General features: G+C 70.5%; 13 protein-coding genes. 10 read left to right on the top strand and 3 right to left on the bottom strand.

Going from position 1 to position 19,226, the window contains the following annotated elements:
• Positions 1-21: 21 nt before the first annotated feature.
• The 3 genes from AKJ08_RS02870 (at position 22) to AKJ08_RS02860 (ending at position 4,471) form a co-directional block, all read left to right on the top strand.
• A complete protein-coding gene (locus AKJ08_RS02870) occupies positions 22-429 on the top strand; it encodes a hypothetical protein (RefSeq protein WP_169788713.1) in 408 nt (135 codons plus the stop codon).
• A 112-nt stretch (positions 430-541) separates the two neighbouring features.
• Positions 542-3,241 (top strand): alanine--tRNA ligase, encoded by a 2,700-nt coding sequence (alaS, locus tag AKJ08_RS02865; RefSeq protein WP_050724683.1) that lies wholly within the window; start codon positions 542-544, stop codon positions 3,239-3,241.
• 84 nt (positions 3,242-3,325) lie between these two features.
• Positions 3,326-4,471 (top strand): hypothetical protein, encoded by a 1,146-nt coding sequence (locus AKJ08_RS02860; RefSeq protein ID WP_050724682.1) that lies wholly within the window; start codon positions 3,326-3,328, stop codon positions 4,469-4,471.
• A gap of 45 nt (positions 4,472-4,516) precedes the next feature.
• On the opposite strand, the gene AKJ08_RS02855 is transcribed toward AKJ08_RS02860, so the two are convergent.
• The gene (locus tag AKJ08_RS02855) at positions 4,517-5,869 is read right to left on the bottom strand and encodes a glutamate--cysteine ligase (RefSeq protein WP_050724681.1); all 1,353 of its coding nucleotides are present in this window, start codon (positions 5,867-5,869) and stop codon (positions 4,517-4,519) included.
• 353 nt (positions 5,870-6,222) lie between these two features.
• Here AKJ08_RS02855 and gshB point away from each other — a divergent pair, with 353 nt between their 5' ends.
• The 6 genes from gshB (at position 6,223) to AKJ08_RS02825 (ending at position 16,229) form a co-directional block, all read left to right on the top strand.
• Positions 6,223-7,161, top strand: coding sequence for a glutathione synthase (gene gshB / locus AKJ08_RS02850; protein WP_157370437.1), 939 nt, complete (start codon positions 6,223-6,225; stop codon positions 7,159-7,161).
• Positions 7,162-7,401: 240 nt separating this feature from the next.
• Entirely contained in the window at positions 7,402-10,545 is a 3,144-nt protein-coding gene (locus AKJ08_RS02845) for an MXAN_5808 family serine peptidase (RefSeq protein WP_050724679.1), read from the top strand.
• Positions 10,546-10,643: 98 nt separating this feature from the next.
• Positions 10,644-12,236: a UUP1 family membrane protein gene (locus tag AKJ08_RS02840; RefSeq protein ID WP_050724678.1), complete on the top strand. Its 1,593-nt coding sequence runs from the start codon at positions 10,644-10,646 to the stop codon at positions 12,234-12,236.
• Positions 12,236-13,228, top strand: coding sequence for an alpha-L-glutamate ligase-like protein (locus AKJ08_RS02835; protein WP_050724677.1), 993 nt, complete (start codon positions 12,236-12,238; stop codon positions 13,226-13,228). The genes AKJ08_RS02840 and AKJ08_RS02835 overlap by 1 nt, the downstream gene beginning before the upstream one ends.
• Positions 13,225-14,139 carry a transglutaminase-like domain-containing protein gene (locus AKJ08_RS02830; RefSeq protein ID WP_050724676.1) on the top strand — a complete coding sequence of 305 codons (915 nt, stop codon included), beginning with the start codon at positions 13,225-13,227 and terminating at the stop codon, positions 14,137-14,139. The genes AKJ08_RS02835 and AKJ08_RS02830 overlap by 4 nt, the downstream gene beginning before the upstream one ends.
• Positions 14,136-16,229 carry a C25 family cysteine peptidase gene (locus tag AKJ08_RS02825; RefSeq protein WP_050724675.1) on the top strand — a complete coding sequence of 698 codons (2,094 nt, stop codon included), beginning with the start codon at positions 14,136-14,138 and terminating at the stop codon, positions 16,227-16,229. The genes AKJ08_RS02830 and AKJ08_RS02825 overlap by 4 nt, the downstream gene beginning before the upstream one ends.
• 25 nt (positions 16,230-16,254) lie before the next feature.
• On the opposite strand, the gene AKJ08_RS19655 is transcribed toward AKJ08_RS02825, so the two are convergent.
• Both AKJ08_RS19655 and AKJ08_RS02815 read right to left on the bottom strand, forming a co-directional pair.
• Complete coding sequence (locus AKJ08_RS19655) at positions 16,255-17,298, bottom strand: helix-turn-helix transcriptional regulator (protein ID WP_050724674.1); 1,044 nt, start codon at positions 17,296-17,298, stop codon at positions 16,255-16,257.
• A 241-nt stretch (positions 17,299-17,539) separates the two neighbouring features.
• The gene (locus tag AKJ08_RS02815; protein ID WP_082342606.1) at positions 17,540-18,190 is read right to left on the bottom strand and encodes a type 1 glutamine amidotransferase domain-containing protein; all 651 of its coding nucleotides are present in this window, start codon (positions 18,188-18,190) and stop codon (positions 17,540-17,542) included.
• A gap of 432 nt (positions 18,191-18,622) precedes the next feature.
• On the opposite strand from AKJ08_RS02815, the gene AKJ08_RS02810 reads away from it, so the two are divergent.
• Positions 18,623-19,123: a V-type ATP synthase subunit I domain-containing protein gene (locus AKJ08_RS02810; protein WP_050724673.1), complete on the top strand. Its 501-nt coding sequence runs from the start codon at positions 18,623-18,625 to the stop codon at positions 19,121-19,123.
• The last annotated feature ends 103 nt before the right edge of the window (positions 19,124-19,226 follow it).

The following is a 19,226-nucleotide window of genomic DNA, read 5'->3' as shown; positions in this document are numbered from 1 at the left end:
CCGGATGATAGCTTCTCCAGGATGCAGACTCGATTCCGCGTGGCGTCGGCGACGCTCCTCCTCGTGCTGCTCGCCTCCTGCGACAGCCCCTCCTCCACCCCCGAAAAGGCCTTTCGCACCTTCGTGGAGAAGGTCCAGGCCCGGGACGTGGAAGGAGCGTGGGATCTGCTCTCGCTCGGTACGCAGCAGGACCTGACCACCCTCATCGAGCAGCGGGCGAAGGCCACCGGCGGGGCGATCCCCAGCGATCCCCGGGTGGCGGTGTTGGGCAGCGCGAGCCTCGCCCACCCGATCGACGACCTGAAGGAGATCGCCAAGAGCGACGACAAGGCCGCCCTGGAGGTGACCAGCGGCGGCGAGACGCGTCGGGTCCACATGGTCCGCGAGAAGGGCGGCTGGCGGGTGGACCTGGACGTCCCAAGGCCCTGAACTCGCTCTACCGTCTCTTTGCACGTCATTGACGCGGCAATCGGCCTCGGTTACGCACAGGCCTTCGATTCCGACGCGCCTTCGCGCTGCGAACAGCCCACCAAGGTCCCTCATGGCCACCCCCAAGGCTCCCCTCACCGGCTCCGAGATCCGCTCGGCCTTCCTCTCCTTCTTCGAGCAGCGCGGCCACCGCCCCGTCCGCAGCTCGGCGCTGGTGCCGGCGAACGACCCCACCCTCCTCTTCACCAACGCAGGGATGGTCCAGTTCAAGGACGTCTTCACCGGACGTGAGAAGCGGGACTACAACCGCGCGACCACGTCGCAGAAGTGCGTGCGCGCCGGCGGCAAGCACAACGACCTCGAGAACGTGGGCTACACCGCCAGGCACCACACGTTCTTCGAGATGCTGGGGAACTTCTCCTTCGGCGACTACTTCAAGCGCGACGCCATCGCCTACGCCTGGGAGCTCCTCACCTCCGTCCTCGCCATCCCCGTGGATCGCCTGGCGGTGACGGTCTTCGAGGGCACCCCCGAGATCCCGGCGGACACCGAGGCCGAGGACATCTGGCGCGAGGTCGCCGGCGTGGCCCCCGACCGGATCATCCGCCTGGGCCTGAAGGACAACTTCTGGATGATGGGCGAGACCGGCCCGTGCGGACCGTGCTCGGAGATCCACTTCTTCCAGGGCGCCGACGTCCCCTGCCAGGAGGAGGCCGCCGGGCGCCCGTGCCAGGGCGTGGCCTGCGACTGCGACCGCTGGATGGAGATCTGGAACCTGGTCTTCATGCAGTTCGAGCGCGACGCCCAAGGGAAGATGAGCGCGCTCCCGCGGCCCTCGATCGACACGGGCGCCGGCCTCGAGCGCCTCGCCGCCGTGCTGCAGGGAAAGCGCACCAACTACGACACCGACCTGCTCCAGGCGATCATCTCCGCCGTGGGGCGGGTGGCCGGCAAGACCTACGACACCGCACCCGAGAGCGAGAAGACCTCGATGCGCGTGGTCGCCGACCACGCGCGCGCGGCTGCGTTCCTCGTGGCCGACGGCGTGCTCCCCTCCAACGAGGGCCGGGGCTACGTGCTCCGCCGGATCATGCGCCGGGCCATCCGGCACGGCACCACCCTCGGCCTGGACAAGCTCTTCTTCCACGAGGTCTGCGCGGCGGTGATCGCGGAGATGCACGCCGCCTACCCGGAGCTCCGCGATGGCGAGAAGCTGATCCTCGAGGTGGCGCGCAACGAGGAGTCCGGGTTCCGGCGAACCCTGAGCCGGGGCCTGCAGCTCATCGGCGAGGAGATCGAGTCGCGCAAGGGCGGCGACCGGCTCCTCCCCGGCGACGTGGTCTTCAAGCTCTACGACACCTACGGCTTCCCGGTGGACCTCACCCGGATCATCGCCGAAGAGCACGGCTTCTTCATCGACGAGAAGGGCTTCGAGGCGCACCTCGAGGCGCAGCGGGAGCGCTCCACCTTCGCGGGCTCCGGCGAGGCCGCCGTCGGCGCGCTCTACCTCGGCCTCGCCACCGAGCTGGGCGAGACGAGCTTCGTCGGCTACGAGGCCCTGGAGACCCGCGGCAAGATCCTCGCGATCCTGAAGGGCGGCCAGCGCGTGTCCTCCGCCACAGCCGGCGACGAGGTGGAGGTGATCCTCGATCGCACCTCCTTCTACGGCGAGAGCGGCGGCCAGGTCGGCGACGAGGGCGCCCTCGCCGGCCCCGGCATCGACGGCTCCCGCGGCGAGCTGCGGATCGAGATCCGCGACACCCAGAAGCCCGCGGGCAATCTCATCGTCCACCTGGGCAAGGTGGTCTCCGGCCTCGTCCACGTGGGCGAGGAGGTGGACGCCCTCGTCGACGGCGAGCGCCGCCGGGCGATCAAGGCGAACCACAGCGCCACCCACCTGCTGCACCGGGTGCTCAAGGACGTCCTCGGCGAGCACGTGAAGCAGGCGGGCTCGGTGGTGGCGCCGGACCACATGCGGTTCGACTACACGCACTTCCAGGCGCCGAGCCCCGAGCAGCTCGAGGACGTGGAGGAGCGGGTGAACCGCATGATCCGCGACGACGCCGCGGCGACCACCCAGCTCCTCTCCCTCGACGAGGCGCGGGCCTCCGGCGCCGTGGCCCTCTTCGGCGAGAAGTACGGCGAGACCGTGCGGGTGATCCAGGTCCACCCGGCCTCCCGCGAGCTCTGCGGCGGCACCCACACGACGCGCACGGGCGAGATCGGCTTCTTCAAGGTCACCAGCGAGGCGTCCATCGCCGCCGGGGTCCGGCGGATCGTCGCCGTCACCGGCGAAGGGGCGCTGCGCTGGGTGCAGGAGCGCGACCGCGACCTCCGCGCCGCCGCCGGCCTCCTCCGCGCCGCCCCCGGCGAGCTGGCCTCCAAGATCGACGCGGCCCAGAAGCGCATGCGGGACCTCGAGAAGGAGCTCGACGCCGCGCGCAAGAAGCTGGCCGCCGCGAAGTCCGGCGACCTCCTCGCACAGGCCCGCGAGATCCGCGGCGTGAAGGTGCTCGTGACCCGCGCCGAGGGCGACGCCCAGGCGCTCCGCGAGCTCGCCGACAAGCTCCGCGACAAGCTGGGCTCGGGCATCATCGCCCTCGGCGGCGAGTCCGACGGCAAGGCTGTGCTCCTCGTGGCCGCGACGCCAGACGTCGTCGCCAAGGGGATCAAGGCGGGTGACCTGGTGAGGGAGATGGCCAAGGAGGTCGGCGGAAAGGGCGGCGGCAAGCCCGACCTGGCCCAGGCCGGCGGCCCCGATCCCTCGAAGCTCGACCAGGCCCTCGCGAAGCTGGACGAGCTGCTGCCGTAGCCTCGAAGGCGGCTGCACGCCCCGTGAACAGGCGCGCCCCGCTCCTGGCGGAGGGGGCGCGCGAACATGCCCGGGAGGGGCAAGATGTCGAACGCACTTCGCAACGTCTACGGCCCGCTGCTGGCGGTCCGCCCGCCCGTCGCCGCGACCCTCAACAAGGCCGGCGCGAACTACAAGAGCGAGGTCACCTTCCTCGAGTATTCGCCGCGCGAGGCCTACGACGAGTGGCTGCGGATCTGCGAGGGGATCGTCGACTTCGGCGGCGACGCGATCTTCGACTTCGAGGCGGAGGATGAGCCGTTCCTCGGCAAAGGCGACCTCCGGGTCGAGGCCGACGGCACCATCCGCGCCGAGGGCGGCGGCGAGGCCCTCGGCAACATGGACGAGATCCTCACCGGCCGTGTCTTCGCCGCAAACGGACCGTGGGTAGTGGTGGAGGGACGGAAGCTCCGCGCCCTGATGCCCAACATGCTCACCCACCGCCTCGCTGAGCAGCCCTATTACCTGCGGCTCCTGGAGTCGATGGCCGAGGCCGGGGGATACGAGCTCTCCGTCGAGGCGAACCCCCACCGCTGGGAGGGGATGGCCGACGTCGCGGTGGTGGGCGAGAAGGTCGTCCTCACCTACACCGTCTCCGGCCACTACGACGGCGCCAGCGGCCCCAAGACCATGCGCTCGTCACGCGAGGGCGTGGAGCGCGCAGCGGACTTCGCCGGCGTGCCCGAAGACGCCCGCGTCTTCGCCGAGCTCGTCTACCCGCACTTCCACGGAGACACGGTGCACTTCGGCGCGCGGCCCGGCATTGACGGTGCGAAGCTCGTCCACTATCCGGGCGGCCTCTGGGGCGAAGGGAGCGCCCGGGTGGAGTCCCGCCTCGGCGCTGGAGCGATCGTACCGATCGGCAGGGACGACGCGGTCGAGAAGTACGCGGGCAATTCACGTCAGGTGGAAAATGGCGTCCTGGTGCCCGACGGCGTGAGCGCCGCCTTCGTCGAGTCCCTGGAGTCGCTGGGCCTGCGCACCCTGCGCGTGCCGCTCTTCGAGCTCTTCGGCAAGGCCGGCGGAGGGCCCGCCTGCGCCACGCTCTACCTCCCGAAGAACCTCGAGCTGCCGCCCCGCTTCCCCCTGCGGTTCAGCGTCCGGCGGGAGGAGGCCCTGCGTCGCCGCGACCGCCTCCCCGAGAAGCTCTCGGTCGACCCCGCCTACTTCGAGGGCCGACGCCGCGGCTAGGAGCCAGTTGCCGGTTCCGCGGCAGAGTCGCCGCAACCGGCTCTCCTAATACGCCATCGCGGCGATGAGCTTGGCGGGATCCTGGCCGAGATCCCCGTGCCACCGCTCGCGCCACACGTCGACGGGCGCTCGGCCGCTCTCGAGGATGGGCTCCAGCGCCCGCAGCTCCGCCCGCTCGTCGGACTCGTCGAGGTGGGGGCAGGCCTGGTTCTTCAGCCCCTCGGAGGCGATGGCGTAGAGCTCACGGGCCAGGTCGAGGACGTGGCCCTTCGAGCACGAGGCGCGCAGGCCGTGCCGGGCGACGTCCCTCTGGAGCTGCATGCGCTCGGAGAAGGCCATGCCGGCCAGCAGCCGATCGGCGGCGTCCAGGGCACCGTCGTCGTAGAAGATCCCCTTCCACAGCGCCGGGAGCGCCGCGTTGAGCTCAGTGCTCCCCACGTCGGCGCCGCGGACCTCGATCACGCTCTTGAGCCGGAGCTCCGGGAAGAGCGTGGTGAGGTGATCCTCGAAGTCGCCGATGGTGGCGCGGTGCTCCTCCAGGCCCTCCTTCATGTAGCGGCGGAAGGTCAGGTGGGAGGCGGGCAGGTACCGGCCCTTGCGGCGCACGAAGAACATCGGCACGTCGAGGGCGTACTCGACCCAGCGCCGGTAGCCGAAGTCCTCCTCGAAGACGAAGGGCAGGAGCCCGCAGCGATCCGGATCCACCTCGTTCCACACGTCGTAGCGGAAGGTGGCGTAGCCCGAGTCCTTCCCGTTCACGAGGAAGGAGTTGGCGTACATCGCGCTCACCAGCGGCGAGACGCTCATGCCGGCCCGCATCTTGCGGACCATGTCCTCCTCGGAGGAGAAGTCGTAGTTCGCCTGGACCGTGGCGGTCATCAGCATCATGTCCACCGCCCGCTTCCCCCGGGTCGGCAGATAGGCCCGCATGACGTCGTAGCGGGTCTTCGGCATCCACGGCATCTCGGCAGGGGTCCCGAAGGGCCGGTAGCCCACGCCCAGCCAGCGGATCCCGAGCTCCTGGCCTACCGCCTTGATCTGCGCCGTGTGGTGGAGGATCTCCTCGCGGCTCGCGTGCGCGCAGCCGAACGGCCTGCCGGCGAGCTCGAACTGGCCGCCGGGCTCCAGCGTGAGGGTCATGTCGGGCCTCCTGGCGGCGATGACCTTCCCCTCCTCGGCGTAGGGCTCGTAGCCGAAGCGCCCGAAGCGCTCGAGGACCCCGCGGATGCTGCGGAGGCCCTCGTAGGGCACCGGCCCGCCGTCGACCATTCCGATGAGCTCGTGCTCCATGCCGACCTTCCAGTCGGCCCGCGGCCGCTCCGAGCGCCGGAGGCGGGCGACCAGATCGTCGACGGAGGTGATCGGCGGGGAAGAGTCTTTGTCGAGGTCGAGGGACATGGGCTTCCTGCCGGCGAGGGCCGGAAAGGGTCTGGGTGTCGCTTGGATGCGTGGCCCGCAGGCTGGTCGCACGAAAATCGGCGCCGGGAGAACAGCCGGGCTCCGGGGGTTATGGCGACCCGCTCGCGGGGCCGCAACCGGCTTTCCGGCCGCCGGGCCCATGATTCGCCGCAGGCTCCTCCCCCCATTCGGGGGGTGGGCCATCCGCCGCCCCCGCGCGCGGCGCCGCGTGGATCTGCACGTTGGCCAGGTCGCGCGGCGCAGTCTCCCTCGCGCACGGCGGCGCCGAACGCTATGAAGGCTCATCCCCTCCACCCCGTGTGGAGGACGCTCTTCGCGAGAGGTTGGAGCTCATGGAGCTGCTCTTCCTGATGGATCCGCTCGAGCGGGTCGCGCCGGACAAGGACACCACCTACGCGCTCATGCGCGCCTTCCAGGCCCGTGGCCACTCCCTATGGTTCGCCGAGTCGCGCGACCTCTCGCTCGTGGGCGGAAGCCCTTTCGTCGTGGCGCGGCAGGTGGAGGTGCGGCCTGCGCCGGCGATCTTCGCCTGGCTCTCGGAGCCGGTCCTCCGGGAGGTCTCGGCCTTCCCGGTGGTCTGGCTCCGCACCGATCCGCCCTTCGACGAGGCCTACCTCGAGGCGACGTGGATCCTCGATCGGGTCGACCGCTCGCGCTGCCTCGTCGTGAACGACCCGACCGGCGTCCGCGGGGCCAACGAGAAGCTCTACGCCCTCTGCTTCCCCGAGCTCTGCCCGCCCACGCTGGTCTCGTCGAACCGGCGCCTCGTGCGCCGCTTCGTGGAGGAGCACGGCGAGGCGGTGCTCAAGCCGCCGAACGGGCACGCGGGCTCCGGGATCCTCTTCGCCCAGGCGGGCATGCGGGGCCTGGACGCGCTGATCGAGGTGGCCACCGCGGGCGGGAGCCGCACCGAGGCGCAGGCCTACCTCCCGGAGGCCAAGGAGGGCGACAAGCGCATCCTCCTCCTCGACGGCGAGCCCCTCGGCGCGATCCTGCGCGTTCACGGCCCTGGCGAGGAGCGGAACAACCTCCACCTCGGGGGCACGGCGGAGCGCACGGCCCTCGACGAGGCCGACTGGCGAATCGTGCGGACCGTTGCGCCGAAGCTCCGGGCCGACGGCCTCGTCTTCGTGGGCCTCGACGTGATCGGCGGCAAGCTCACCGAGGTGAACGTCACCTCGCCCACCGGGATCCAGGAGATCGAGGCGCTGGACGGCCCGGGCGCCTGTGCCCGCGTGGTCGAATGGACGGAGCGCCGGGCCCAGCGCTAGGAGCCCATTTCAGCCGGCTCCTGGCTCGCTCTGCGTCCGCCTGGATCGATTTTCCGACTCGGGGTGTTCGAAGCCGAGTCCGAGCCCTCGCCCTCGTTGCGCGGGCCCGGCGAGAAGATCGTCGAAACCAGCGGATCGGCCGTCTTGTTGCTTGAGGGCGGTCGATCGGCTGCCTATGATCCGTGCCACGGGGCGTTGGTCCCGTGCGCCGCATCCCTAGCAATTGCCGGGAGCCCCAGGATGATTCGATTTGCCGCCCGCGCGGCCGCCCTCCTTGCCCTCATCGGGGCCTGGGGATTTTCGGCCGGGGATCGCCTGGCCGCTCCGTTCCTCTCCGAGGCGAGGGCCGAGCCCTCCTCCCCAGCGGCCGACGAGACCCCCGACCTCGCGTCTCTGAAGGTCTTCAACCGGGTGGTCCTCCAGGTGAAGGAGAACTACTTCGACCCCAGCCGGATCCAGCCGAAGCAGATGCTGATCGACAGCCTCGATGCGGTCGAGAAGCAGGTGCCCGAGGTCATGGTGGACGGCGACGTCGACTCCGGCGAGCTCAAGGTGAACGTCGGCGGCAAGTCCGCGACGTTCTCGATCGCGGACGTCGACTCGATCTTCAAGATGAGCCTGCGGCTCGGGCAGATCATGGGCTTCGTCCAGAAGAACCTGGACAAGGGCCACACCGCCGACGAGCTCCGCAACGTCGAGTACGCCCTCGTCAACGGGATGCTCTCCTCCCTCGACCCGCACTCGGTCCTGCTCAAGCCCGAATACTTCAAGGAGATGAAGCTCTCCACCAAGGGCGAGTTCGGCGGCCTCGGCTTCATCATCGCGATGAAGGACGGCGAGCTCACCGTGGTGAAGGTCCTCAAGGGGACCAAGGAGAACCCGACCCCGGCCTCCAAGTACGGGATCAAGCCGAAGGACAAGATCCTCCAGATCGCCGGCGAGTCCACCGTGAACATGGACGTCACCGAGGCGGCGGAGAGGCTCCGCGGCAAGCCGGGCTCCAAGATCAAGGTGCTCCTGCAGCGCAAGGGCTGGGCCGAGCCCAAGCTGATGGAGCTCCCCCGCGCCCGGATCGAGATCGAGTCGGTGGTCTCGAAGCTCCTCACCAACAAGATCGGCTACGTCCGCCTCAAGGGCTTCCAGGGCAACACGTCGCGCGACCTCCAGGCCGCGATCCGCGACCTCAAGACCGAGGCCGGCGGAAAGCTCGCGGGCCTGGTGATCGACCTCCGCGGCAACCCCGGCGGCCTCCTCGAGCAGGCGATCCAGGTCTCCGACACCTTCGTCGACTCCGGCACGATCGTCACCACCGTGGGCATGAGCAACAAGCTGCGCGAGGTGAAGAAGGCCACCGACCAGGGGAACCCCGACCTCGAGAAGAACCTCCCCCTCGCCGTGCTCGTGAACGGCGGCTCCGCCTCCGCCAGCGAGATCGTCGCCGGCGCGCTCAAGAACCTCGACCGCGCGGTGATCGTGGGCCGCACCTCCTTCGGCAAGGGCTCGGTGCAGGTGCTCTACGACTTCCCCGACCAGTCGGCGCTCAAGCTCACGATCGCGCAGTACCTCACCCCCGGCGACGTCTCGATCCAGGAGACGGGGATCACGCCGGACGTCGAGCTCGTAGCCTCGCGGGTGGACAAGGACGCCGTGAGCGCCTTCGCGCCGATCCGCACCATGCGCGAGCAGGATCTCGACCGGCACCTCTCGAACCCGGCCGATCTCTTCGCCAAGGAGCCGACCGAGCGCCCCGAGGCGAAGAAGAACGACCCCGACCAGAAGCCGCTCTACTCGCTGCGCTACCTGCGCGACGAGCCCAAGACCAAGGACGGCGAGGCGGCGCTCGACGACGAGGATGCGGAGGAGGAGGAGCTCTCCGACGACTTCGTCGAGGACTACCAGGTGCGCTTCGCCCGCGATCTGCTCGGCGCGGCCCCGTTCGGCACGCGCTCGCAGATCCTCGCCAAGATGACGCCGTTCGTGAACGGCCGCTCCGCCGAGGAAGAGGGTCGAATCGACAAGGCGATCGCCAACCTCGGCGTCGACTGGACGAAGGCCCCTGCGGCTGCCGGCGCGAAGGCGCCGAAGGTGGTCGCGACCCTGCAGCCCGCGCCCTCCTCCGTGTCCCACGCAGGCGACAAGCTGGATCTCGTGCTCTCGGTGACGAACCAGGGCGACGCGCCGATCCACCGCCTCCGGGCCTGGACCGAGAGCGAAGGCAACCCGCTCCTCGACCGCCGCGAGTTCCTGATCGGCAGCGTCGGACCCGGCCAGACCAAGCGCTGGACCGCGACCGTGGAGCTGCCGAAGGCGCTGGCCTCGCGGCGGGACGCCGTGGTGGTCAAGCTCCAGGACGCCGACGGGCACGCCTTCGACGACGTCCGCAGCGAGATCAACGTGGCGGAGCTCGCCAAGCCGCGCTTCGCCTACGGCTGGCAGGTGGTGGAGCGCAGCGGCAGCGGTGACGGCCGCAGCCGGCCGGGCCAGAAGCTCTCGCTCGTGGTCGACGTGAAGAACGTCGGCGCCGGTGTGAGCAGCGAGACCACCTACGCCTCCATCAAGAACAAGGGCAACGAGAAGATCTTCATCGAGAAGGGCCGGCAGAAGCTCGGCGAGCTCGCCCCCGGCGCCACCGCCCGGGCGACCTTCGAGCTCGAGCTCAAGGCCGGCTACGCCGAGCCGACCATGCCCGTCCAGCTCCTGGTCTTCGACGAGAAGCTCGAGGAGATCGTGGTGGAGAAGCTCGAGATCCCGGTGACCAGCGATCCGCTGCTCGTCCAGGCGGCCAAGGGCTTCGTCCGGCCCCAGCAGGACAAGGAGATCGTCGTGCGGGCCGCGCCCCTTGACGACGCGCTGGTGCTTGCCACGGCGGGCAAGGGAGCCTCGCTCCCCGTGGACGGCCGCCTCGAGGGCTGGGCCCGCGTGGAGTGGCAGAAGGGGCGGATCGGCTTCGTGAAGCTCGGCTCCGACCAGAAGGTCGTCGACGGCGGAAAGCCCTCGTTCGCAAACGTCGGCCTCGCCCTCGGCCGCGTGCCCCCGGAGATCCGCCTGGACGTCGACACCTCCACCGGCGGCATCGCGGTGGACGGCACGCGCTACACGCTGAGCGGGACGGTCCTCGATCCGCAGCTCCGCGACGTCTACGTCTTCGTGAACGACAAGAAGGTCTTCTTCGCCCCAGGGGCGAAGGACGGCAGCCCCCTGCGGATCAAGGCCGAGTTCCCCCTCAAGGAAGGCGCAAACCACGTGGTGGTAGTGGCCCGCGACGGCAGCGAGGTCGCGAGCCGGCAGGCGATCTCCGTCCTGAGGCGAAAGGCCGCCGATGCTCCGGCGAGCGTCGAGCCGAAGGCCGCAGCGGCGATCCCCGCGCCGACGCCTCATCCGTAGGCTCGCACGTACGCCCGCACCCTACACGGCTCGAAGAAGAAGCCGGCGGGGTGCGGGCGTTTCGCGCAGCGTGCTTCGAGTTGTGAGATAATCCACCCGTGTCTTCGCGCCTCATCGCCGTCGCAGTCGGCTTCATCCTCATCGCCGCCGGCCTCATCGCCTACAAGGTGATCGGTCTGGGCTACGAGCTGGTCCCCAAACCCGCGCCCGACCGCTGGTCGGTGCAGATGGAGGTCCGGCTCACCAACCCCGACGACAAGACCCGGATCACCTTCTTCCTCCCGGCCGACGGCCCAGGTCAGCGGATCTACGACGAGCGCGTCTCGGCGGAGGGGATGCGCTTCTTCATCCGCCCCCGCGAGGGCAACCGCGTCGCGGTCGCTCTCGGCAAGCTCGACGACGGCTCGCGCCTCACCTACCGCTTCTCGGCCCAGCTCCTCCCCTCGCCACACACGGAGCTGCCGAAGTCGCTCCCGCCCATGGGCGAGGCGGAGGCCCGGCAGCTCGCGCCGCTCCTCTCCCCCGAGGAGGCGATCCAGAGCGACGCCGAGCAGGTCGCGTCCCTCCTCGAGGAGCTCGCGATCTCTCGGGCGGATCGCGCACAGGCCGTCCGCCAGATCCACGAGTTCATCGTGGGCGACGTGGAGACCACCGACGGCCACGACGGCCCCCAGGACGCCCTCGCCGTGCTCCAGCGTGAGCGGGGCGGCAGCCACGGCAAGGCCCGCGCCGAGGTGGCCCTTCTCCGTGCGGTAGGGATCCCGGCGCAGGTCGTCGCCGGCGTCGCCCTGTCGGAGAAGGGGAGCGCGGAGGTCACCCACTGGGTCGAGGCGCGATTGGACGGGCGCTTCTGGCCGATGGATCCGCTTTTCGGGCTGGATCAGCCCCTGGGCGAGCGCCTGGTCCTCCACGTCGGCGACGCCGCGCCCCTCGATCCGGTGGGGGTCGAGAGGGCCTCGCTCAAGGTCTCGATGCTCCGGGAGCGCGAGGCGCAGTTTCAGATCTACCAGCGCAAGATCGAGAAGTCGGACCGGCTCCTCGACAAGCTCTCGCTCTATTCACTCCCGGTGAAGACCCGCCTGCTCTTCCAGGTCCTCCTCCTCGTGCCCCTCGGCGCGCTGGTGGTGACGATCTTCCGCAACCTGATCGGCGTGCCCACCTTCGGCACCTTCATGCCGATCCTGATCTCCCTCGCCTTCCGGGAGTCCGGGGTCCCCTGGGGCCTGGTCCTCTTCGGCCTCGTGGTCGCCGTGGGCTACGTGGGGCGGCACCTGCTGAACCGCGCCCAGCTCCTGATGGTGCCACGCCTCTCCTTCCTCCTCACCCTGGTGATCCTGATCATCGCCGGGCTGATGATCTCGGCGGAGCACCTGGGCAGCGACAAGGCGTTCTCGATCGCGCTCTTCCCCATCGTGATCATCACGATGACCATCGAGCGCCTCTCCATCGCCATCGTCGAGGAGGGCCCTCGAAACGCCGCGAAGCTCGTCGCCGGCACCATGGTCGTGGCCACCAGCGGCTACTGGGTGATCGCGAACGAGAGCCTCCAGCACTTCGTCTTCACCTTCCCCGAGATCCACCTCGTCACCATGGCGATCCTGCTGCTCCTGGGCCGCTACACGGGCTACCGCCTGAGCGAGTGGACGAGGTTCCGCGCCTTCCGCAAGGGGGGGCTGGAGCGGGCCCACTGATGTTCGGGCTCTTCGACAAGCTCAAGGGCGCCGGCGTCCTCGGGATCAACGCCCGAAACGCCCGGTTCATCTCCAAGCACAACCCGCGGCGGCTCTTTCCGCTCGTCGACGACAAGCTGAGGTCCAAGGCCCTCTGCCTGGAGAACGGGATCCCCGCCCCCGAGCTCTACGGCGTCGTGGAAGCCCACGGCGACCTCCGGGAGCTCCCCGAGCTCCTCGCGCCCTACCGCGAGTTCGTGATCAAGCCGGTCCGCGGGGCCATGGGCAACGGCGTGCTGGTCGTCGTCGACCGCGACGGCCCGAGCTACGTGAAGAGCTCGGGCGTCCGCCTCGACGAGGCCGAGGTCCGCCACTACGTGAGCGGGATCCTCTCGGGCCTCTACTCCCTCTCCGGCACCACCGACCGTGCGATGGTCGAGTACCGGGTGCAGCTCCACCCCGTCTTCGGCCAGATCGCCTACGGCGGCGTCCCCGACGTGCGGGTCATCGTCTTCAAGGGCGTTCCCGCCCTCGCGATGCTGCGCCTGCCCACGAGCCGCAGCGACGGCAGGGCCAACCTCCACCAGGGCGCCATCGCGGCCGGGATCGATCTCGCCACGGGCCGCACCCACCACGCGGTGCAGTCGAACCGCCTCGTCGAGACCCATCCGGACACGGGCAATCGCGTGATCGGCGTCCAGGTCCCGAGGTGGGAGGAGATCCTGCGGATCGCGGCGGTCAGCGCCGAGATGACGGGCCTCGGATACATCGGGGTCGACGTGGTCCTGGACGCCACGCAGGGGCCGCTGCTCCTCGAGCTCAACGCGAGGCCGGGCCTGGCGATCCAGATCGCCAACTTCCAGGGGCTCCTCGGCCCCCTCACCATGCTGGAGCGGGTCGACACCTGGAGCCTCGGCGTGGACCAGCGGATCGAGCTCGCGAAGGAGGTCGCCCGGGAGCTCCGGCCGCGGCCGCTGCCCGAAGCGACCCCCGCTCTGGAGAAGGTCGGATGAGGACGCGTCGCCCCCACGCCGCCTTGGCGTTCCTCCTCTCGCTCGCGATCGGCGGCTGTGCCGCCAAGGCCCAGGAGCTCGCGAAGGAGGAGGCGCCGGCGCCCCTCACCCGCGTGGTCCGCCTCTCGATCCGCGTGGTGGGCAACGGCGGCGACGCCTACCTGGAGCTCCCCCTCGCGCAGTCGGACGAGCACCAGACCATCTCGAACGAGAAGATCCTCGGCCGTGGCTTCCGGGTGGAGCAGGTGATGCGCGACGGGAACCGCCTCGCCGTCCTCACCTACCCGAAGCTCGAAGGCCCGAGGCGCATCACCTACGAGTTCACGGCGGCCATGGTCGCGTCCACGGTCCCCGTTGTTCCGGTCCCTGTCTCGAAGGGCGGCGAGCCCCCCGAGGACGATCGGGTCTGGCTGCGCCCCACCAAGCAGCTCCAGTCGACCTCGCCCATCGTCCGCGAGAAGCTGATCGGCTTCGCGGGCCCCAAGCTCGTCGAGGGCGAGGACGACGCGATCAAGCTGGCCTGGGCACTCTCCTCCTCCGGCTTCCGGCGCAAGCCGGACGGGAGCAAGACCGTTCTCAAGGCGGTCCGGACCGGCCACGCCTCCGACAAGGGACTCGACCGCCTCTTCGCGACCTTCCTGCGCACGAGCGGCGTCCCGTCGCGGCCCGTGATCGGCGTGGAGGTGGGCCGCGCAAAGGCGAAGAGCCGCTTCGCCCATTGGGTGGAGGTGAAGAGCGGCGGGCGTTGGGCTCCGATGTCGGTCCCCCGCGACCAGTGGGGCAAGCTCCCGGCGCGATACGTGAAGCTCGCCCATGGCGATCGCCCCTTCCTGGTGCGGGACGGCGTCGGCTCGGTGAGCTTCCACTGGAAGGTCGCGAAGCCCGTGACCACGAGCGAGGCGACTCCATGAATCCCGTCCTCCGAACCGCGCGCCCTGGATCGAGCGAAGCCGCGCGAGCCGCGGCGCGGCGGGCCCTGTCGATGGCCGCCCTCGCCGCAGGCCTCCTGATCGCTTCGCCCGCCGCAGCGGCCCTCGACGCCGACGTCGTGCTGATTTACGGCTCGTCGTGGAAGCGGACGCTCCCCGCCTACGCGGCTTCGGCGAAGCCCGCGTCGAAGGGCTCCGGCGCTGCGGCCACCCTGCCGCCCGTCCTGCTCTGGACCGGCGGCGAGGAACGCTGGACCGAGGAGCTCCTCCAACGCCTCAAGCCCAAGAAGGTGGTCTGGATCGGCCCGCCCGGGAGCTCCTCCGCCTCGCTCAAGATCCCCGGCAAGGTCCAGCGCATCGAGGCCCCCGACGAGGAGCTCGGCGCCGCGCTGGCCAAGGCGGCCTTCGGCCCCGCCTCCAAGGCCCCCGCCGTCTACGTGGCCGACGGCACCGACTTCTCGGCCGCCCTCGCCGCCGCCGCCCTCGCCGCCGCCGATTCGGCTCCCCTCCTGATCGCGAGCGGCGATCTCCCTGCCACGGTCCGCGAGGCCGGAGAGCTCGCCCGCCACCTCGGCGCAAAGGAGGTCGTCTTCGTCGGCACCGGCGACGAGACCCGTCTCGCCTCCGCCTCCGGCGGCAGGGTCCGGGTCCTCTCCGGCGACGACGCCCTGAAGGCCTACAACGATCGGGTCGCCTCGGCGCGGCACCTCGTGGTCGCCGCACCCTCCGACGCCGAGGGCCCCTTCTCGCCGCCCAGGCTCTCGGTGGGCGCGCTCCCCTACGTGCTGGGCAAGGGCGCCGCCCTGGCGTACGTCGGCGCCGGCCCCGGGGGCGGTCGCTCGCCCGAGCAGGCCGCCACCGCCCTCGAGGCCACCGGCAAGGGGCCCTTCGACGCGGTCACGATCGTCGGCGACCACATCGCGGTCCCGATGGGCCAAATGGAGGACATCGACCAGGTGGCCAAGGGCGCCGACAGCCCCCGCGTCCACAAGATCCCGTCCTTCGTGACCCGGCAGGGCCTCGCCGCCGATCGGGCCGTCGGCAGGCTCGCGGCCCTCGACGTCTTCGACCTCTCCCGGTGGATCGCGCGCATCCTCCACGGCGTCAGCGACAAGACCGACGGAAACGGCGCCCTGATCCTGGCCAACGCCGACCGCAAGTTCGTCCTCGGCGAGGCGATCAGCCGCACCACCTCCTCCGAGCTCGCCAACTCGGGGGTCAAGGTCGAGTCCTACTATCGGGAGGAGATCACCCCCGAGCTGATCCGGAAGGAGCTACCGGGCCACGGCCTGGTGCTCTGGGAGGGCCATCCCCGCGACCTCACCCTCGACGACGACGCCCTCCCCGCCCCCGAGTCGCCGCTGCCGCCTGCGACCTACTTTCTCCAGGGCTGCTACACCCTGGACCGCTCCGACCCCTACCTCCTGGTGGAGCGCGGTGCCAACGCGGTGATCGGCACCTACATGGCGGTCTACTCGGCGAGCGGCTCTGGCTTCGCCCGCGCGTACCTGAACGCCCAGCTCCACGGGGGCGAGACAGCAGGCGAGGCCCTCGCGAGCGCCCGGAACTACCTGCTGGCGACGGTCGAGCTGAAGAAGCGCCGCGGCCACGCCGACTGGCGCAAGACCCTGCGCGCCGCGCTCTCCTTCGACCTCTGGGGCGATCCGACGGCGAAGCTCCCGGTGCAGGCCTCCCAGCCGCGGAAGGCCCCCGTCCGCGCGACCGTGGCGAACCACCAGATCACGGTGCAGATCCCGGCGGAGCGGCTCCCCACTGCGGTCGCCAGCGACTACATGGCGGAGATCCGGCCCGGCGCGCAGCTCTCGGCCCTCTACGACAACGTCGACGCCGACGCCTCCCGTCGCCTGGTGGAGCTCTTCTTCGTGGAGGTGGAGGTCCCCAAGGAGCTCGGCGACGATCCGCAGGTGACCGCCGCCTACGATCCCTCGACCTACGCGTGGGTCTTCGCGCCCCGCACCCGGAAGCTCTCGCTGCTCATCCACGAGGCCGCGCTTCCTCGCGGCGGCAAGGGCGCGGCCACGCTCCGCTTCGGTCTGACCAAGGCCGAGTAGCTCGCCCGTCGGTCCGCCGCGTGCGTCAGGCGGATGCGGCGGACTGGGCCGGCGCCGGCTCCTCGTCCTCGGTGACGCCGTCCAGCAGCGCCCGGAGCGGCCCGGCGCCACCCACCCGCGCCTTGCGGTAGATCTGCTTGCGCCTCCCGCGGATCGTCTCGGGCGAGACGCTGAGCCGCGCCGCCGCCTCCTTGCAGGAGAGCCCGAGCATCAGGTGCTGGAGCTCGGCGCGCTCCGCCGGAGAGAGGCGCCAGCGCCTCCCCAGCTCGTCGAGCCTGGCGCTGCGGGCCACGTCCGCGGGCCGGGTGGCCTGGAGGAGCTGCAGCTCGCCCGGAAGCGAGGTGACGTCCAGGTCCGCGCCGGGGCCGGTGGTCTTGGCGGCGTCCTCGAGGCGCATCGCCGCGGCGGGAGCGCCGCCGTGAGCGAAGGCCCTCCCGAGGCGCGCGCCTCCCTCGAGGCCGAGGGCTCTCCAGAGCGGACCGGCCGCCCACATCAGCTTGCCGCTGTGGAGCAGGCCCAGGGGGACGCCGGTCCTGCTCGCCACCGCCTCGAGCGCCGCCACGATCACCGGATCGCGGGCCTCGGGCCTGGCGGCCGCCGCCGTCATCGCGCGGCGCTCGGCGTCGCCGAAGTCGGCCTCCTTCCGCGCCGCGACGACCAGGGTCCGCGGCCTGCCACCCTCGGCGCGCAGGATCACGATCACGCTCCTCGCCTGCCCGAGGATCGCCGCGTCGCCGCGGCCTCCGGTCAGCTCGGCGAGAGAGCTCGACCACCCCTCCCCGCGTGGCCGCGGCGCCGCGTTCGCCACCGCCGCGGCGACGCGGATCGCGGTCCGCCAGGCCGCCTCGTCGGCGATCCCCTTTCCGAAGACCGACCCCGGGCCGATGAAGGGCGCGTCGAGATCGGCGGCGACCACGAGATCGCAGGCGGCCGCAGAGGAGACGCGCTCTGCCACCGCTCTCGGCGAAGACGGACCCGATTCGAGCGCGGTGGACAGCGCGATGTTCTGCGCCTCGGCGATCGGCGCGGTCGGCGACTCTCGTTCGGCCGGATGGAAAATCTCCTCCATTCCAAGTCCCCCACAGGCTCCTGCCCGGGCAGCCCATGCGAGGCCGCTTCCATCAGAGGCAAGAGACGGGACAGTAAATGCTTCCTCCGCCAGGATGCGGCAAGGGCGCCCTGGACGGAATCCGCCCCTCTCCCGGGGACCACCTTCCGAAATCGAACCATCCGGAAAATGGCAGTGAATCGAGGTACTTGGATCGTCCGATCCGCGACGTCCGGACGATGTCTCGTTTTCGTCGGGGACGCTACCAGGAGGAGGGAGCGTCGCTGGCCGGGAACGACTCCCGGCTCGCCTCCTCCACGCGATCGGCGCCGTGCGCGGCGCGGTAGATCTCCCTCGCATGTCCCGCTGCCGGGAGGCTGGCGAAGGCGTCCACCGCGGCGGCGATGAACGGCGGCAGATCCGCGGGCTTGCGGCTCGTCACGAGGTTTCCGGAGACGTGGACCTCCTCGTCCACCCAACGCCCGCCCGCGTTCTGGAGATCCGGGCGCAGGCTCGGCCAGGAGGTGAGCGTCCGTCCGGCGAGGACATTCGCGTCCACGAGGATCCACGGCCCGTGGCAGATCGCCGCCACGGGCCGCTGGTCGTCGAAGAAGTCCCGGACGAACTCGACGGCGTCCGGGCTCCGCCGCAGCGCGTCCGCGTTCATCGTCCCGCCCGGCAGGAAGAGCGCGTCGTATTCGCTGGGATCCGCTGCTTCGATCGTCCGGTCGACTTCGAACGTCCGGCCCTTCTCGAAGTACCGCAGGGCCTGGATCCTGCCCGCCTCCGGCGCGAGGAGCTCCACCGTGGCGCCGAAGGCCTCGAAGGCCTTCATCGGCTCGTCGAGCTCGACCTCCTCGACCCCGTTGGTGGCGAGGCAAGCGACGCGGATCCCTTCCAGCTCCCGGCTCATGCTTTCCCCCAAAGGCGATCCGGCGGCGCTCGCGCCGGAATCGGGCCAGTCGAAATGTCTCTATTTGTTCTGGGCGCCCTTCTTTCCCGCGTTGATCAGCTCGCGGACCTTCTGCCCGCCCTTCTTACCGATCTCGGCGAAGAACTCGGGCCGCGCTGGTGGAGCACTGTCTCGCCGCCCTTGCGGCCGGCCTCCTGGACGGTCATTCCGCCCCGACGCTCCGCCTTCGGCTCACTGGGTGTCTTCGGGTTGTCCTGGATCGCCATGGTGGTTCCTCCTGGGGGCCTCGTCCCTTGCGCTTCGGGAGAGTCGGACATTGGACAACTCGATCCTGTCCATGAACCGGCGCATGTGCACCCCTCGCCCGCAAAGCGACCCGCACTCCCCAAGGTTCCCCGACGGCCCCAACGTCTTCGTCGGGAGGCTCGGTCGATGGCCAAGGTCGCGATGAAGAACTTTCTCCGGTTGCTCCTCGGCGGAGCGTTCGCCGGCCTGGTCGCCGGCCTGGTGCTGGGCTTCTACCTGATCTTCGTGGGGCTTCCGGACAGCGATCCGTGGCTCGTCGCCCGCCTCGCCGGCGTCGGATTGTTCGGCGACGCGGTGTTCTCGAACGCGCCGGGCGCGATCCTCGTCAGCCTCCTGATCCACCTCGGCGTGTCGATGGGCTGGGGCGTGCTCTTCGCCGCGGTCATCCACGGCGAGCCGAAGGGCCTGACGTTCTTCGCGGCCATCGCGTGGGCCTTCGTCGCGTGGGCGGTGATGTCCTACGCTATCGGGCCGGCCATGGCGGCGGGGCCGATGATCCAGGGGATCCCGATCGGCCGGATGATCACCGGCCACGCGCTCTTCGGCGTAGCGCTCGGCCTGGCGTTCGTGCCCTTCCAGCGCCGCGATCAGAGCCCGGGGAGAATCCGCCGGCCCGTCCACGCCTGAGGCCCAGAGGGCGCCCTCGAGAACGCCGATCCCCTTTACAACCGCGGCGGCAAATGCAGGATGGCGCCGCCCGCAGCGGTTTCCCCGGGCGGAGAGAGGGGCT

It is taken from the genome of Vulgatibacter incomptus, assembly GCF_001263175.1.
In the GTDB taxonomy this organism is placed as follows: Bacteria; Myxococcota; Myxococcia; order Myxococcales; family Vulgatibacteraceae; genus Vulgatibacter; species Vulgatibacter incomptus.
Note: the sequence above shows the minus strand (reverse complement) of the source record. Positions and strands in the feature narration are given on the sequence as shown.

Coding starts and splice junctions, on each gene's coding strand:
- AKJ08_RS02845 (WP_050724679.1), top strand. CDS start 7,402: ATGATTCGATTTGCCGCCCGCGCGGCCGCCCTCCTTGCCCTCATCGGG.
- AKJ08_RS02810 (WP_050724673.1), top strand. CDS start 18,623: ATGGCCAAGGTCGCGATGAAGAACTTTCTCCGGTTGCTCCTCGGCGGA.
- AKJ08_RS02825 (WP_050724675.1), top strand. CDS start 14,136: ATGAATCCCGTCCTCCGAACCGCGCGCCCTGGATCGAGCGAAGCCGCG.
- gshB (WP_157370437.1), top strand. CDS start 6,223: ATGGAGCTGCTCTTCCTGATGGATCCGCTCGAGCGGGTCGCGCCGGAC.
- AKJ08_RS02870 (WP_169788713.1), top strand. CDS start 22: ATGCAGACTCGATTCCGCGTGGCGTCGGCGACGCTCCTCCTCGTGCTG.
- alaS (WP_050724683.1), top strand. CDS start 542: ATGGCCACCCCCAAGGCTCCCCTCACCGGCTCCGAGATCCGCTCGGCC.
- AKJ08_RS02855 (WP_050724681.1), bottom strand. CDS start 5,869: ATGTCCCTCGACCTCGACAAAGACTCTTCCCCGCCGATCACCTCCGTC.
- AKJ08_RS02860 (WP_050724682.1), top strand. CDS start 3,326: ATGTCGAACGCACTTCGCAACGTCTACGGCCCGCTGCTGGCGGTCCGC.
- AKJ08_RS19655 (WP_050724674.1), bottom strand. CDS start 17,298: ATGGAGGAGATTTTCCATCCGGCCGAACGAGAGTCGCCGACCGCGCCG.
- AKJ08_RS02830 (WP_050724676.1), top strand. CDS start 13,225: ATGAGGACGCGTCGCCCCCACGCCGCCTTGGCGTTCCTCCTCTCGCTC.
- AKJ08_RS02835 (WP_050724677.1), top strand. CDS start 12,236: ATGTTCGGGCTCTTCGACAAGCTCAAGGGCGCCGGCGTCCTCGGGATC.
- AKJ08_RS02815 (WP_082342606.1), bottom strand. CDS start 18,190: ATGAGCCGGGAGCTGGAAGGGATCCGCGTCGCTTGCCTCGCCACCAAC.